The organism is Yoonia sp. (assembly GCF_036007805.1).
Taxonomy (GTDB): Bacteria; Pseudomonadota; Alphaproteobacteria; order Rhodobacterales; family Rhodobacteraceae; genus Yoonia.
Genome location: NZ_DASYOK010000173.1, coordinates 1 through 17,024 on the forward strand (window position 1 = coordinate 1; position 17,024 = coordinate 17,024).

A 17,024-nucleotide genomic window follows, 5' to 3' on the forward strand; every position below is an offset into this window, starting at 1 on the left:
AAGAGCGTATAGATGTCCCAAAAGTTGCCTGTCTCTGATCGATACGAGATGAAGCCTATGCTGCTAGCGACCAAAAGCAGGATGCCCATCAAGCGCAAGGAGTTAGCGAATTTATTGATCGGCGTGTTTGGGTCTTTTAGATGCTTCATTGAGTCGTTCGCCTTATCCAATGGCTGAAAAAAACAGCTTTGCCTCGCTTTGCGGCGATGTTCCCTTTGAGAGGGATTGCTCAAAAATGTATCTGGTAAACTTTTGGATTTCTGCGCTGGAAAAGGATTTGTCGTTCGCATCCGCGTGCTCAAAGACTGCCTGTGCGGTTTCCCCGGCCAAGCGAGCTGATTGCTCACTGTCCGGGACAGAACTCCCATAGACCAACCAAATCAGGTTCTTATCGAACTCTTCGCAAAATTTGACTGCGACCGACAGTGGCAACTCCCTCTTTTCAAGCTCATAATTTTTATAAGACTTGTCGGCGATCCCGAGTATCGCAGCGACCTTGCTTTGAGGATAGCCCAATTGGCTGCGCACGCTCAGCATCCGTTGGCCTATTCCGATCAACACAGTTGACATGCGGACAAATGTTCCCATATTTGGACAAGCGTAACTTATTGCGACGTATTCTGTCTAATCATACTGCTATTTGATCAAGAGGAAAGAACTATGAACGAATGTACCCTGCTCACCCCCAGACAATTGGCAGCTGAGACTGGTTGGCCAGAGAAGCGGATCAGGAAATTGATCTCAACGAGAAGCATTAGGTTCTTGAGAAATGGGGCAAATTTCCTGCTGCCTCAAAACGCCATTCATGAATACATTGCACGGAACATGGTCGAGCCAAGCTGGGTCGAGGTGCCAGAAGATGAGTGACATTTTGCCATCATATACGACGCCGCGTGCCCTCGCGAAGCGTCTTACCGCTTCTCCTAGATTTGTGTCAGACACTGTCCGCGAACTCGGATGCTTTTGCAAAATTGGTCAGAAAGTTATTATGTTGGATCATCATGTGGTCACGTTTATGGAGGCGATGGAATGCCGCTCAAAGTCTTCAAACGGAACAAGCTCTATAGCTACAGGGGCACCGTTGCCGGTAGGCGATTACGAGGCCCTACGGGAACAGCGGACAAAAGGGTCGCCGAAAGGATCGCAGCCGAAGTCGAAGCAAAGGCGTGGCAAAGTCATCTTGATGGACCGGGCGCCACGCTGACGTTTGCCCAAGCCGCAATCGCCTATAGGCAGGCTGTGCATGACGACCGATTTCTTGACCGTGTTGAAGACTATTGGAAGGACACGCTTGTCCCGAAGATCACAGGCGAGGCTATCCGCCAAATGGCCCGCAAGCTGTATCCCGGTGCAGCCAACGCCACTTTGAACCGCCAAGGCATCGTACCGGCGCAGGCGATAATCAACTACGCAGCAGATTTGGAATGGTGCGCGCGGATCAAGGTGAAGCGGTTCAAAGTCAATGCCAAGAGAAAGACCCCCGCCACACGGGCATGGGTAGAAGCTTTCGCCCAGCAAGCGGTGCAGGATGAGCTACACCACTTGGCTGCGTTGTGCCTGTTTATGTTTGGCACGGGAGCACGACGTGGTGAGGCATGTTCTTTGACCTGGGGTGACGTTGAGCTGTTTCAGAAGAAGGCCGTGATAAATCAAACCAAAATCGATGACCAACGCGTCGCGCACCTGTCGCCGCCAGTCATCGCGGCATTGGCGAACATTCCTTCAAACCGCAAACCCGACAGTCTGGTGTTTCAGTATGCCTCTGGCGAGAGCGTGGGGCAGGTCTGGAACAACGTCATTGAGCGAGCGGGCATCGAAAAGCTTTCGCCCCACTGTTGCCGCCACGGATTTGCAACTTCGATGCTTCAGGCAGGGATAGACCCAAAGACTGTTGCGGTACGCGGCGGCTGGAAAGACGTTGGAACAGTAATGAAATTCTATGCCCACGCGATGGACGATCCGACCGTCACAGATGTACTTTTTGGCACAAAATAGACACAAGCCCAAGGCGTTAACCGTTCAACTATATGTAAATAAAAGGAAATATAACAATGACTTGGACCCTTCGTTGAGGCGGCGGGTGATTGCGGCCCGTGCGCGATAAAACTCTGATGTGCCATGAGATGCCTCGCCCAGCAGAACGACACGTTTCGACCCAAAGCGGTCAAAGGCCTTCGCAAAGGCAGAGTCGGTGATCTCGGGCAGTGGCTCTGCCGCATCGCGCAAGATTGATGGCGCGTTGGGCGGCTCTGGTGGCGGTGCCGGACGAGCAGGGGCCTGAGCTGCAAGATGCGACCTGAACCAGGCGGCGGCCAGATCAATGGCTTTGTCCAAGGTGCCGTGCTCTTCAAAAAGATGACCTGCGCCGGGGACGATTTCCAGAACTTTGGTGCAGGTCAACGCAGCAAGTGCCTTTTCGTTCAACCTGAGAACGTCGTGATCCAAGCTGCCCACAATCAATAGGGTCGGGCAGGTCACCATCGGCAAATGATCCAACGCCATGTCAGGGCGTCCGCCGCGCGACACGACTGCTGCGACTTTTCCTTTCAATTCGGCTGTCGCGACAAGTGCGGCAGCGGCGCCGGTGCTGGCCCCAAAAAGGCCGAGAGGCAAATCTGCGATGTCGGGCTCTGATGCGACCCACATACAGGCCTCGATCACACGGTCTGCCAGCAGAGGAATATCAAAGACATTGCGCCTGTCGAGCCCCTCGCGCGGCGTCAGCAGGTCAAAAAGGAGCGTCGCAAACCCTTGGGCGTTCAGCTTGTCCGCGACATAAGTGTTGCGTGGGCTTAACCTGCTGGATCCGCTGCCGTGGGCAAAGACAACGATCCCGCGCGTGTCTGGCGGAACAGTCAGGTCGCCAAGAAGCCCGAGTGGAGGGATCGTCACCTGCCGTTTGTGTGTCTGGCGTTTTTGACCGGCTCTTGGCGCGCCAGATGAAATCTGGCCAAGCAGGGCCACCGTTTCAGCGTCCGAGAGTTGATGAAAGTCACGATAGAAGCCGCCAACACCCCTGAAGGCAGTGGCAGGATGCAAGCAAATGACGTCATCGGCTTGACCCGAGATATCGTCCAATGCTGTTTTGGGCGCAACAGGCAATGCGACGACGATCCGCGCGGGGCTACTGCGTTTCAGCCCGATCAGCGCGGCCTTCATTGTGGCCCCTGTTGCCAATCCGTCGTCCACGACAATGACGGTCCGACCGGTCGGATCAGGCCGTGGGCGGTCACCCAGATAGATCTCTTTGCGGCGGGCGAGTTCAGCTTTTTGATCGGCTATTGCTCTGTCCAGATAGGTATTATCCGCACCGGACATACGCCGTACATCTTCATTGATGACTACTTCGCTGTTCGCACCTTCGACAATCGCGCCAAGTGCGACTTCGGGGTTTCCGGGTGCCCCAATCTTGCGTACCAGAAGCAGATCAAGCGGTGCGCCAAGCATTTTGGCGACCTCGACCGCGACGGGGACACCCCCGCGCGGCAAAGCATATACAAGCGGATGATCCAGTTCGAGCTGAACAAGGATTTCGCCAAGCTTGCGGCCAGCGTCTTCTCGTCCAGCGAATCTTTGTACGATGTTTTCCATAGATGGAATGCTGCACGGCGAGTTCGGACGAAATATTGAGATTTATCAATTCTGGATTCGAGAAAAGAGCAGGCCACCAGCGGATTTCTACCAATTCGCGGAGTTGGATCGCATGGATTGACGCAGGTCAGTTGGCTTCGATATTTTTTCGTTACCAGTCTGATTCATGCTGTTTTCATGCACAGGAGTATGGGGCCCAACATGAATGAAAAACATATCGTCGATGATATCATCCGAATGCTAGGACCTGGCGGGAGTGCTTTGTCGCATTGTACCCCGAGCGTGCGCGCCGAACTGACCAGTCAATTGCAAAAATTCGTGCATCCGCTGGGACCGACACCGAAAAGGTGCCTAGAGACATTTGTTGATCTGGGTCTATCAGATGCAGAAATCGGTCGTTATTTCCGGATCCCGCAGCATGTGGTCACGCAGCTGCGCAAAATCTGGAAAATCGATCGCACCGACTAGCACCGCAAAAGGCGCTGGGTTGTCTTTCCCGTAATGGTTGCATCCGTTTGGAGTGGACAGTCAAACCTTGCCCATCAAGCCCCTGGTGGACTGACAATAATCAATAGCTGGAATGCGCATTGGTCTAGCTTGATTCTGCCTGCTCTCGTTCCACCAGGCCACAATGACCTTTCATTGAGGTGTTCATCGCAAGATTAGCGTTTCTCGCGATCCTCCAGAGTTGGATGGGACAAGTTAATGCCAAACGCCCTTTGATAAAGGACCCAGCGACATGATGACCTTATCGCAGCCGGATATACCCGCAGTAGAGGATCGAACGTCAAACGCAAAACTGTCGTTTGGACCGTCTGATGTACTGGTTTTCATCGACGAAAGGAATGTCAGTGACGCTGGCATCCAACATGCGCAAACTGTGGCTCAGGCTTTGGGAGGCAGCGTCGAATTGTTGCAAGTGCTGTGCGAACCCCCGAACGGCGACGGCCCGATTGACCCGGTGGGTTGGGATATCAAAAAGCAACAGGCCCTCAACCGGTTAAATAGTCTCAGCGCGACATCCGGAGGCGGTGAGACACCTTGCCGCGTAAGGTTGTTGGAGGGCAAGTGTTCCAGTCAAATCGAGTCTTTTCTGGATCGGCGCACGGAGGATATTGCTGCCTCGATGCGGTCGCGCGACGAAGGAGGCTGGCATCTGAGCGAAACGGCTTGGGCTGTCTTGATGTCGAAAAGCGCTGCTGTCCTTATGATTCCGGAAGATACAACAGACGATACAACAGAAGTGTCACACAGGCACTATCGCCGTATTCTGGTGCCGCTGGATGGGTCACCCCGCGCGGAAATGGCGCTGCCTATGGCCATCAAGATTGCGCAGGCTGATCGCGCCGAGCTTATACTTTGCTACGTAGCACCTGATCCTGGTCTGGCAGGCATCGCCGGGGATAGCCATGAGGCCGCGCATCTGCATGCGCAGGTCCGGGATCTGCATATCAAAGCGGGCAAGACCTATCTTGAGCGCATCAAGAAACGGGTCGGGCACAACGGCTTGGAGACCTTGGTCAACATATCGGATAGCGGAGATGCACGGCGGTCGCTGATCGACATTATGTCGCGCGAAAAAATCGATTTTGTCGTGATGGCGACGCACGGGCATAGTGGCCATTCTGATGTACCCACCGGTGATGTAGCCCGTTTTGTCCTCGAAAAGGCGAATATTCCGGTTCTGTTGGTGCGAAGTCGAAATGGGCATTTGGGCAATCACACGTTTGCTCGGGCGTCATCGAAAGGCGTCAGGAAACCGGCCGGTAACGATTAATGAGCGAGATCGCGCCAGAGCCAGACGCCCCTGTGACCTTGGCGGGTGCTGAGGCGCTCAATACGGAAATTGGTCCGGGGCCACCCCAAAGGCAGGCGATTTATCGCGCGTTGCCCGGGGTGGATGACTGGTTCGAAATGCTCCGCGCCTTTTGTGCTGATCCACCGTCCGATCATGTGCGCGCAGCGGATTGGATTCTAGATAATGATTATCAGGTCAAACGCGCCTTACGACGGTTGTCCAAGGACCTGCCGCCGCAATTCTATGACAAGCTACCCGCGTTCGCAGGTAAAAAAGGTGCGGGGCCGCCGCGTGTCTACGTTATCGCGCAGACAGTGTTGGAGCAGTTGAACGCACAGATCACGCTGGCCTCATTGACTGAATTCATAGCACAATATCAAAAGCTTGCACCGCTGGGGAATGCCGAACTCTGGGCCATGCCATCCTTTCTGCGCCTGGTCTGTCTGGAACAGCTCGTTTATGCGGCCGCAGATATGGACCCGCATTTGGCGTTGATGCGGGACCCAGGTCCTCACACCTTGGCAGATATCGCACCCGTTGATCGCATTGCACACGCTATCACCAATCTGATCGCAATCGACAGCATCAAATGGCCGGATTTTGTTGATCATGTCAGCTGCATCGAAGCTGAGCTCGCCAATGATCCTGAAGGTGTCTACGCGGCCATGACATTCGAGACCCGAAACCGGTACCGACGTGTAGTTGAGCAACTCGCATGGCGCAGTGGCAAGTCTGAAACGGACGTCTCCCGTGCGGTCGTTGATTTGGCGCGAAGCGACAAAACCGCCAGCAACCGCAGTCATGTCGGGTACTGGTTGATAGCAGAGGGATTGCCGCAACTCGAAGCGCAGTTGCTATGCCGGATATCACCTTTCGCAGCGATCAAGCGGCGTCTTTGGCAGTACAGGCGGGCGCTTTATGCTTCAGGCCTGATTTTGCTGCTGGGCGCGGCAATCAGTCTGGCTGTCAGCTATCTGTGGCTGCACGATGCGACGTTGGGGCAATGGGTATTGGGCCTGACACTTACAATTCTGCCCGCGACGATCCCAAGTGTGTGGTTCGGTCATTGGATGATCACACGGCTGAGCCGACCTGACGTCCTACCCGAAATGGATTTTTCGAAAGGGGTTGCAAAAGATTGTGCCACCGCGATCATTATTCCTGTCATCATCGGGGCACCTTCCGAGGTGGAGGATATTGCACAGAAGATCGAAATCCTGCGGATCGCCAATCCTGATCCGATGTTCCGTTTTGTCATTCTTTCGGACCTTGCCGATGCGCAGAGGCAAAGATTGCCTGAAGACGAAGCGATAGAGGCGGCGCTCAGAAAGCGGATTGATGATCTCAATCGCCGTTACACTGCGGATAACGGTCCGCCGTTTGTTTTGTTACATCGCCGTCGCAAGTACAACGCGGCCGAAGGATGCTGGATGGCCTGGGAACGTAAACGCGGCAAGATTGAAGACTTCAACCGCTATGTCCTCGGAATTGGCGACGATGCGTTTGACGTGGTTGCGGGACCTGTCAATACCCTGCGTGGTATCCGCTATGCGATCACGTTGGACGCGGATACGCAAATGTCCCCGGGATCTGGCGCGCGTCTTGTCGGTATCCTTGCGCATCCGCTCAATCGGGCAGTCGTCGATCAAGACACTGGAAGGGTCGTCTCCGGTCATGCAATTTTGCAGCCGCGGATCGAGATTTTGCCGAAGCTTGGAAAGGGTACGCATTTCACACATCTCTTTGCCGGTGATACCGCCATTGATATTTATAGCAGGGCCGTATCGGACGTATATCAGGATCTGTTCGGGACCGGCATCTATGTCGGCAAAGGTATCTATGATATCGCAGCCTTGCATCAGAGCCTGCGGACCCGCGTTCCAGAGAACCAAGTCCTCAGCCATGATCTGTTTGAAGGACTGCATGGGCGGGCCGCGTTAGTTAGCAACGTCGTGCTGTATGAGGATTTGCCAGGGACTTACCCTGAATATGCCATGCGGCAGCACCGCTGGATACGCGGTGACTGGCAGCTTGTGCCTTGGCTTGGTCGCAAAGTCCCCGGCGCGAATGGACAGATAGCCCAGACAACCTTTTCAGGTCTGGATCGCTGGAAACTGCTGGACAATCTGCGCCGCAGTCTGATGTCGCCTGCGGTATTGCTGTTCTTGATCTTTGGCTGGCTGGTGATGCCGGGCAGCTCGCTGGTTTGGACGGGTTTGGCGATTGCGGCACCCGGCAGCTATCTGATTGGCGAAGCCTTTGCCATCGCAACCGGTGGCATTCAGCGCGGTATGCTGGGCCGTGCCGTGCACCGCATCCGGACCACATTTGGGCGCTGGTTTTTCTTCATTGCCTTTCTGGTCAGCGATACGGTGATCGCTCTTGACGCGATTTTCCGTACGCTCTGGCGAATTTATGTCAGTGGAAAGAATCGGTTGGAATGGACGTCGGCCGCGCATGCCGCAATGAAATCGTCACGCGATAGCATTCGGCAGACCTCGTGGTCATTAATGTGGCCATCTTCGGTCATTGCTTTGGTGATGGCGGCATATCTGGCGGAAAATGACCCGCAGGGTTTCTGGGTGGCGGGGCCCGTATTGGTACTTTGGCTGATCGCGCCAGAAATCTCAGTCTGGAGCGCACGGCCGCGATATTTCCGTGCGCAGTCTCTTGACGAGCAGGACCGTAAATTCCTGACCCACGTTGCGCGGCGCACCTGGCACTTTTTCGAAACATTTGTTGGGCCGGATGACAACTGGTTGCCACCGGACAACTATCAGTTCGGCCGGAAAGAAGAGATCGCCCATCGCACGTCGCCAACCAACATCGGCATGTTCCTTGTGTCGGCACTGGCAGCGCGCGATATGGGGTTCATTACGACAAGCGATTTCGCTGTCCGGGCCCGCAATACCCTGAATACGCTGGGGCGCATGACCACGTATCGCGGTCATATTCTGAACTGGTACGACACCCAAACGCTGGACCCGTTGGAGCCAAGCTATGTGTCAACCGTTGACAGCGGTAACCTTGCGGTGGCGCTGGTGACGCTGAAACAGGGATGTCTTGAATTGACCGAAGGCCCGCTAATCGGGTCTGACAGTCTCAGTGGTCTTGAGGTCGTATTGGACCTGCTGTGTACAGCGTTGCGCGATGTGTCGGGGCGGGATCATTCGTCCGTGAATACAACCGAGCGCGCAATTCGCAACGAGATTTCTTATGCAAAGGCTTCGCCGCTGCGATGGAAAGCCGCCTTTGCTGCAATGGACATGACACTTTGGCGTGATCTTGAGGTTTTCGCACTTGCGGCCATCGAAAATTCGCCCGGCATTTCCAGTGATCAAGCAACAGACATCACCACATGGCTGGAACGCTTCCGCCATGATCTGCGCGCGATCGCGCGCGACATCGATTTGTTCTTGCCATGGTTAACTGTGCTTGCAGATCGCCCAAACGTCGCCGTGCCTGTGGCCGCTCAGATCGCAGAACAGTTACACCCGCCAGGTACATGGGCGGCCGGTCAGGTGTCTTTGGAGACGTTCACCGCAGTGCTGGAGCGCTGGCAGGCAGAGCACCCGGGAGTTTCCACCGCGACGCAGACATGGCTGGATCAACTGAGCCAGTCTATTTCCGAGGGTTTTGCCCGGCAAGAGGCAACGCGCGATACCCTTCGCGGTCTTGCCACGAAGGCAGATCGGTTGGCATTCGGGATGGATTTTGCGTTTCTATACGATGCCTCTGTGCGGCTGTTCTGGATTGGCTACAATCAAAGCCTTGGGAAGATGGACAACAGCCACTACGACCTGCTGGCGACTGAGGCCCGTCTTGCCAGCTATTTTGCAATCGCCAAACATGACGCGCCTGTTGAGCATTGGTACGCGTTCAGCAGGCCAATCACCAGATTGCAGGGCAAGCCATCAATCCTTTCGTGGAACGGATCGATGTTTGAATACCTGATGCCGCCGCTGTTCCTGCCTAGCTATCGCGATACGCTGCTGGGGGAAAGCGAGCTGACAGCGGTGGATTTCCAGCATGCCTATTGCAAGGAACGCAGGGTGCCCTGGGGTATTTCGGAATCGGCGTTTGGCACCACGGATACGCGTGGCACCTTTCAATATCGCGCCTTTGGTGTGCCAGGCCTGGGAATTCGCAGGGGGTTGACCGATGACCTGGTCATCGCGCCCTATGGATCGGCTCTGGCGCTTTGCGGCTGGCCCGGGGCGGCGGCTGAAAACCTGAAGGTCTTGGCGCAAATGGGTGCGCTGACCAGATATGGTTTTATCGAAGCGCTGGATTTCACGCCGGACAGGATTGTGACTGGGCGCGACTTCGTTGCTGTCACCACGTTTATGGCGCACCATCAGGGCATGGTTCAAACGGCGATCGTCAACGCGCTTCAGAACGACATCATGGTCCACCGCTTTTTACGTGAACAGCCAATCCGCGCCATGGACCTATTGCTGCAAGAGCGCGTGCCTTGGGATGTCCCGCTGGAACTGGGCCGCGCCGACGAGCCTTGGGATCATCCTGCGGATACACATCAGGCGCCTGAATTGGCACCATGGGTGCCATCTCCAGATCTGGTTGTGCCGCAGGTGCACGCGTTGGGCAATGGCCGCATGTCGTCGCTGATCACGCAAAGTGGTGGCGGCGGGCTGCGATTGAACGGCACGGCTTTGACGCGGTGGCGTCCGGATCCTGTGCGCACTGGTGACGGGATCTGGCTTTATCTTCAGGATGCCGAAAGTGGTGATCTGTGGTCGCTGGGGTCCGCGCCGACAAGGCGTGCGGATGTTGATACCAAGTGCGTCTTTCATCAACACATGGTCGAATTGCGATGCCGACACGATGGGATTGTGGCGCGGATGGATGTGACTGTGGCACCCTTTGATGACGTCGAAATAAGGCGTGTCACCCTAACCAATGAAACTGAGGTAGCGCGCACGCTTGATCTGACGACCTATGCCGAAGTTTCCATTGCGCCACCGCTAGAGGATGAACGACACCCCGCCTTCAGCAAGCTGTTTGTCCACAGTGATTATTTGGCTGACGAACAGGCACTGTTATTTACGCGCAGGCCGCGTCGTCCGGAGACAAAACCGCCGGTGCTGTTGCACAAACTTGTCTCCGCAGATCCTGATACAGTCGTGACAGCATGGGAAACGGACCGCCACCAGTTCTTGGGCCGAAATCGGACAGCGCGGGCGCCTGAGGGCCTGTCAAACGGGCTCAGCCAGCGGGCAGGTTGGACGCTTGATCCTGTGATGTCTCTCCAGACGCGTGTGACGTTGAAACCTACGGAAATCAGGGAGCTTGTGTTTCTGAGCGTTGCCGCCGCATCGCGTCAAGAGGCTGTGCAGATTGCTTCACGTTATCCCTTTGCCATGATCGACCATACCTTCCGAGACGCATTGCTGGAGACGGGGCGCAAGGTACGCAGACTTGGGATTGCAGCCGAGCATTTGCCGGAATTGCAGGTCTTGTCATCATTACTCGTGCACACGAACCCGACATATCGCACAGCGCCGCCCACTGATGCAGAGGAATGGCATGGCCAGCCGGCCCTGTGGCGTTTTGGCATTTCCGGGGATTATCCAATCTTGCTGCTCAAGCTGTCGGATTTGGACAATGCCTCGCTGCTGGATATTGTGGTGCGCGGTCACCGGTTGTGGCACGATGCGGGCTTACACGTTGACCTGGTCATTCTGCGCGATGCGGCAACCAGCTATGAAGAGCCACTGCGTGAAAGGGTGCTTTCCGTCATCAGCGACACCCATGCAACGGGCATGCTTGGTATGCGTGGTGGTATTCACATGTTGGCGGGCGACCAGATGTCCTACCAGTTGCGGAAGGGGGTTGAGGCATCAGCAGCTGTCGTACTGCATGATGAGAATAAGACCCTGCGACAGATTTTGGATTTGGCGATACAACCACGGGATCAGCTACCAGTATTTTTGCAAGAGCGGCCTGCCTCAGAATTCGGTGTCAGCGCCATCGTCAGGCCGGACAACCTGCAGTTCGATAACGGACTTGGCGGGTTTGATCCGGATAACGGCGACTATCTGATACATCTTGCTTCCGGTCTGCGCACGCCGGCGCCCTGGTGCAATATCTTGGCCAATGAAAATTTTGGCTGCCTGGTTAGCGAGGCGGGGCTAGGGATGACCTGGGCCATCAACAGTGGCGAGCATCGCTTGACGCCATGGTCGAACGATCCGGTTACCGATGCGCATGGTGAAGTTGTCTATCTGCGCGACGAGGCCAGTGGCGAAGTCTGGACAACGACATCACAGCCGGCCGGGTGGGACGCTGACTGTCAGGTCAGACATGGTGCCGGCTTCACGCAGTGGACTAAGAACAGCCACGGATTGCAGCAAGAGATGTTGTGCTTTGTGCCGGTGGATGATCCGGTCAAGGTCGTTCGCCTCCGGCTTGCCAATCTGTCAGATCAGCCCCGCCGGATCACAGCTACCTACTATGCTCACTGGTTGCTGGGCGCGCTGGAAAGTACGTCGTGCTCCCATAACATCAGCCGCTATGATCCAAATCTCAAGGCGATCATAGGGCGCAACCTTTGGAACGCGGAATTTGCATCGTGCGCGGCCTTTCTGACTGCAACGATGGATGCCCATAGTGTCACCGGCGATCGTTCTGCCTTTCTGGGGCGGGAGGGTGATATGGCCGATCCGGACGGTTTGCGGCGCTGGGATCTGGGCGGACACTTCCCCGAAAGTGGCGACGCCTGTGCTGCATATCAGGTGCATATCGATATTCCACCAGGTACGCAGACCGATGTTGTTTTTGTACTTGGCGAAGTCGTGAATGCCACCGACTTGGCGCCAATTATCGAGAAATGGCAGAGCCCTGGCACGACGCAGCAGGCGTTTGAGACGTTACAGGCAACATGGGCCGCAAGGCTGGGCGCTGTTCAGGTGAAAACCCCTGATCCGGCCTTTGACCTGATGGTCAACAGATGGCTTGCATATCAGAATCTGTCCTGCAGGATCATGGCACGTGCAGGGTTTTACCAAGCAGGTGGTGCCTACGGTTTTCGTGATCAGCTACAGGATGTGCTTGCGTTGCTGCTGACTGATCCGGGTAAGGCGCGTCAACAGATCTTACGTGCAGCACATTATCAGTTTGAACAAGGCGACGTGTTGCACTGGTGGCACCCGCCGCTGGGGCGGGGCGTGCGCACGCGCTGCTCTGATGACTATGTATGGCTGGCCTATGTGACGGGGCGCTATGTCGAAGCGACCGGTGACACGGATATACTTGATGTCGAAATCCCGTTCCTGCGCGCACCTGAACTGGGACCCGAAGAACATGACCGTTACGCCCTGTTCGAAACGGGGGAAGTTGGCACATTGCTCGATCATTGTATGCGCGTCATGGACCGGATGATGGTTACGGGGTCCCATGGCTTGCCGCTGATGGGTGGTGGTGACTGGAATGATGGAATGGACCGCATTGGTGAGAAGGGGCAGGGCGAAAGCGTCTGGCTGGCTTGGTTCCAGATTGTAACGATTGGTATTTTTGCGCCGTTGGCGCGACAAACGGGGCGGGCGAAGGCTGCTGATCGCTGGGAGGCCCATGCCCGTGATCTGGTTGGCGCACTTGATCGCCATGGATGGGATGGTAGTTGGTATCTGCGGGCATTTGACGATGAGGGCATGCCTTGGGGGTCGGCCGGGAACGACGAATGCCGGATTGATCTCATTGCGCAGGCATGGTCGGTCTTATCGGGGTTGCCGGTGGACGCGCGCGCGCAATCTGCTTTGCGATCGGCAGGCGGCAATCTTGTTGATGATCAGGACCGGCTGATCCGGCTTTTGACACCGCCATTTGACAAGACCGGCCGCGACCCCGGCTATATTCGCAGCTACCCTCCTGGGGTGCGCGAAAACGGCGGGCAGTATACGCATGCTGCGGCATGGCTGGGTATGGCTTATGCGAGGATCGGGGACGGTAACCGCGCGCATAGTGTATTTGACATCATTAACCCCATTGGTCGGACCAGCGCGTTGCATGACGCAGAGCATTACCGCTGCGAACCCTACGTGCTGGCCGGTGATGTATCGGGCGTAGGGGCGCAGACCGGTCGGGGGGGATGGTCGTGGTACACGGGTGCAGCTGGTTGGACATGGCAGTTGGGTGTTTCAGGCATTCTGGGCATCTACCCAGAGCCAGATGGTGTGCGGTTGGATCCTTGCCTGCCGGTCGGCTGGGGGCATGTCGAGGTTATCCTCAAAAGTGCGCGTGGTAGGATCGAAATAACGATCAATGATCCCGAAGAAATCGGCCATGGTCAAACGCGGATTGCAGTCGACCAGTGTGCGATAGAAGGGCAAGTGGTACCCTATCCGGGCAAAGGTCATAGCTGTCAGGTTGTTGTCACGATCGTTGCATCGCCCAAAAAGCCGACACATGCGGAATAATCTGAGCTAAAGCGCTGCGGCAGAGGCGTTTGGCACACTGAAATTACGTTTCGTGCTCACTTGTTACGTCTGCTGCGGAAACCTGAGACCGGTTCGCATTCGCTTGGCAGGACCGGACCGCTTGGCCTAGCGACCCAATGGCTCCATATCCAGCCGATAGTCCTCGGCCACCGTGTAGATCGTTTTGTTCGGCACCTCGTACCAGATCTCGTCAGGTGTCACCGGTTCGGAGGCGATTTCAACCGCGCGGTAGTCGGTTTCGTGTTTATGATGCACATGCGGCTTACCGCAGATCGGACAGTCGTAAATATGTTCGCGCACAAGATAATGCAGCGACCGGTTATACCGCGAACCGATCACATGATGCCCATCGGTCAGCACAATGTTTAGCCCCACAGGCCTGTCCGGTGCTATCTGCGCGGACCATGCAATCACCTGTTCCAGGCCTGCGCGAACGGTTTCTTTCAACCCCCTTTCGGGGTGGTGCAGAAAAAGGCTCATCAGATAGCGAAAGACATGCTCGCTGTCGGTGGTTCCCGCGATTTCAACACGGTGAAGCGGGTCAGTGTGCTCAAGGATCAAAGGGCGGACCTGATCAAATTCTGGTACTGTGCCGTTGTGGGCGAAAATCCATTTGCCGTGGTGAAAGGGGTGCGTGTTTTCAATACTGGTCCCGCCAACCGTTGCGCGACGCACGTGGGCGACGACGGTGCGGGCATAGACGCGGGCGGCCTTTTTGGCGAAATGTTCACCATGAAAAGCGGCCCATGTCTGTTTTTCGATCAATGGCTGCCCGTCATCGTAGTCCGCGACACCCCAACCATGCCCATGGGAATAGCCCGCCATGTCTCCTTCGCTTTGGGCCATCAACGCATTCTGGGATTTGACCAGACTGCATTCAACACGGGTCGGTTCATTCGCATGCATGGTATATAGCCGGCACATGGCTGTCCTCCGGTTTTGTTCAAAACCGAGGATAGCGGCATGGTCAGGCATCGACTGACATATATCAACTTTGCGACACTAAGAGCGTGGCAAATTTCCTTGCAAGAATTCTATGCGAGGCCAGTCCTGCCATGTCAGACACTGCCAACCTGACACAGCGCCTTTTGGCGGACGAACCTGCCTTTGCATCGTCGGGCGAATTCGGCAGGCATGTGGCCCAGGGCAGGGGCACTGGTCCACAGGTACTGATCGGAGATCTGTCCCAAATTGGCCTGATTCAGGGCCGTGGTGATCCGCCGCTGGATCACCGTCTCGCGCATTTGGCAAGTGCGGGTGATTTCTTGCTCGTGCGTGCAACTGATCCCGCATTTGAAGCTTACCTGCAGCAGTATCGAGGGATCAATGGGCTGACAGTTCTGGCTGCCGATCCTACTGATGAACGCGCCGTTGCTACACAGGCGCGGACAATCCCGTACTTGCGTGATCCGCTTGTTGAGGCAGCGCGCGCGCATGCGGGCTTGACGCTCACTTCTTACCTGACAACCGGAACGATCTGGCACTTGGCGCAAGTGATTGGCGAGGCGGCAGGATGCACTGTGCATGTCAACGGTCCGGTCCCGCAGATTAGCGCGCGCGCCAACGACAAGCTATGGTTTGCACGCATCGCCCGAGACGTGATTGACGACAAAGCCGTCCCACCCACAATGTCCGCCTATGGTCCAGAGGCTGCGGCGGCCCTCGCGCTGCACCTTGGCCGAACCGGTGCCCAGGTGGTCGTCAAAGTACCGGACAGTGCGGGGTCTGCGGGCAACATCAGGCTCGATGCCACACTTTTGGCTCACCAGACTGTCCAGAGCTTGCAAAGCCTGTTGCTGGACCGCCTACATGCGAGGGGCTGGAACGACCGCTATCCAATCCTTGTGGGTGTCTGGGATCGCGACGTGATCAGCAGCCCTTCGGTACAGCTTTGGATTCCGCAAACCAAAAGCGGGCCACCTGTGGCGCAAGGTGTATTTGAACAAACCGTATTCGGTACCGAGGCCGCTTTTGTTGGTGCGGTAAGGTGCGGCCTGCCTCAATCGTTGCAGGTCAGGCTGATTGACCAAGCTATCCGGATTGGTGGCGTTTTGCAGGCCTTGGGGTACTATGGCAAATGTAGTCTTGATGCGGTCATCTGTGCGCGCGGGACAGTCCATTGGATTGAATGCAACGCACGATGGGGCGGTGTCTCACTTCCGTTGCAGATCTTGCACGATATCGCTCCCGACCATACCTTTGACGGTGTTGTGGTGATCCAGCAGATGATCAAGAGCCATCGCATCAGTACCTCAGCGGCTGTGCGTGTGCTGGAGCCGCTACTTCACCGCCGCCGTTCTGGCGAAGTGCCATTGCAAGGCGCTGTGATCTTATCACCACCCGCGAGCAAGCAAGGAATTTCCGCCAATTTGCTGGTCTTTGCACCCAGCCAACGCGCCGCTGAGCAAATCAGCCAAGACGCGCTGGACAGGCTATCCCGCTAACAGCCCCAGGAATGAGACTTGCGGCAATCGCGCACTGCTGCAGTTGCTCTTACCTGAAAGTGGAACTGACTGGACTGATTTGGTTACTCCTGAATAGACTCCAGATAGGTCACCAAGCTCAGGATACGGCCCCGAACAACTAACTCGCTTCCGTAGGGGCCAAAATCGTCTGCGGCCGCGGCTGAGAATCTTTCTCCCCAGACGGGCATCGGTGCTCCGTGTCCTTCGACTTGCGTGCGCCCATCCACCGTCATGAAGACTTCAAGGAACGGGAAGTTCCCTTCATTCTGCGCCGACAACGTTGTGAGACTGGGAACGCTGATGTTCATCAGCCGCGAAAAGGGACCGTTTCCCTTGCCACTGTCACCATGACACACCGCGCAAGCAACAACGTACTCATTTTTTCCGACGTCTTCTTGTGCCTGCGCCCCAACGGAACTTGAGAAAAGAATGGCCCCCGCGAGCATTGCAATATGTTTCATAGCATCCTCCTTGAAAAGAAAAAGTAGTCCAACCAGTATGCGAAGCTTTGAGTGATGAGCGAAATCGCTCATACGTGTAGCGCGACAATCTGGATGAGATTTGCGCGTCAAACAGGGTGAGAATCCATGGTCGCGACATTTGTGATGGTGGCGAGGTTTCCCGCCACGATCAAGGTGTTTATTGATTTTGATTGTCGCGGCGCGTCAATCAGGTTTGGTGTTGGCTGGTGTGGCTCTTTGGGCTGGGCGTCCA

General features: G+C 55.9%; 9 protein-coding genes. 5 read left to right on the forward strand and 4 right to left on the reverse strand.

Annotated elements, in window-relative coordinates:
- Positions 1–162: 162 nt before the first annotated feature.
- On the reverse strand, positions 163–537 hold the full coding sequence (locus tag VGP75_RS10125) for a helix-turn-helix domain-containing protein (RefSeq protein WP_327543546.1): 375 nt from the start codon (positions 535–537) through the stop codon (positions 163–165).
- Positions 538–1,326: 789 nt separating this feature from the next.
- Between VGP75_RS10125 and VGP75_RS10130 the strand changes: the two genes are divergently transcribed.
- Positions 1,327–1,995, forward strand: coding sequence for a tyrosine-type recombinase/integrase (locus VGP75_RS10130; protein ID WP_327543547.1), 669 nt, complete (start codon positions 1,327–1,329; stop codon positions 1,993–1,995).
- A gap of 24 nt (positions 1,996–2,019) precedes the next feature.
- On the opposite strand, the gene VGP75_RS10135 is transcribed toward VGP75_RS10130, so the two are convergent.
- On the reverse strand, positions 2,020–3,591 hold the full coding sequence (locus VGP75_RS10135; protein WP_327543548.1) for an alpha/beta family hydrolase: 1,572 nt from the start codon (positions 3,589–3,591) through the stop codon (positions 2,020–2,022).
- Positions 3,592–3,792: 201 nt separating this feature from the next.
- On the opposite strand from VGP75_RS10135, the gene VGP75_RS10140 reads away from it, so the two are divergent.
- The 3 genes from VGP75_RS10140 (at position 3,793) to VGP75_RS10150 (ending at position 13,824) form a co-directional block, all read left to right on the forward strand.
- Complete coding sequence (locus VGP75_RS10140) at positions 3,793–4,059, forward strand: hypothetical protein (protein WP_327543549.1); 267 nt, start codon at positions 3,793–3,795, stop codon at positions 4,057–4,059.
- Positions 4,060–4,330: 271 nt separating this feature from the next.
- Positions 4,331–5,368 (forward strand): universal stress protein, encoded by a 1,038-nt coding sequence (locus tag VGP75_RS10145; protein WP_327543550.1) that lies wholly within the window; start codon positions 4,331–4,333, stop codon positions 5,366–5,368.
- Positions 5,368–13,824 carry a glycoside hydrolase family 94 protein gene (locus VGP75_RS10150; RefSeq protein WP_327543551.1) on the forward strand — a complete coding sequence of 2,819 codons (8,457 nt, stop codon included), beginning with the start codon at positions 5,368–5,370 and terminating at the stop codon, positions 13,822–13,824. The genes VGP75_RS10145 and VGP75_RS10150 overlap by 1 nt, the downstream gene beginning before the upstream one ends.
- Positions 13,825–13,950: 126 nt before the next feature.
- On the opposite strand, the gene VGP75_RS10155 is transcribed toward VGP75_RS10150, so the two are convergent.
- Positions 13,951–14,769, reverse strand: a complete 819-nt coding sequence (locus VGP75_RS10155; protein WP_327543552.1) for a class II glutamine amidotransferase — start codon at positions 14,767–14,769, stop codon at positions 13,951–13,953.
- Between the two features lie 131 nt (positions 14,770–14,900).
- On the opposite strand from VGP75_RS10155, the gene VGP75_RS10160 reads away from it, so the two are divergent.
- A complete protein-coding gene (locus VGP75_RS10160; RefSeq protein ID WP_327543553.1) occupies positions 14,901–16,289 on the forward strand; it encodes a preATP grasp domain-containing protein in 1,389 nt (462 codons plus the stop codon).
- 83 nt (positions 16,290–16,372) lie between these two features.
- On the opposite strand, the gene VGP75_RS10165 is transcribed toward VGP75_RS10160, so the two are convergent.
- Positions 16,373–16,771, reverse strand: a complete 399-nt coding sequence (locus VGP75_RS10165) for a c-type cytochrome (protein ID WP_327543554.1) — start codon at positions 16,769–16,771, stop codon at positions 16,373–16,375.
- Positions 16,772–17,024 lie beyond the last annotated feature (253 nt).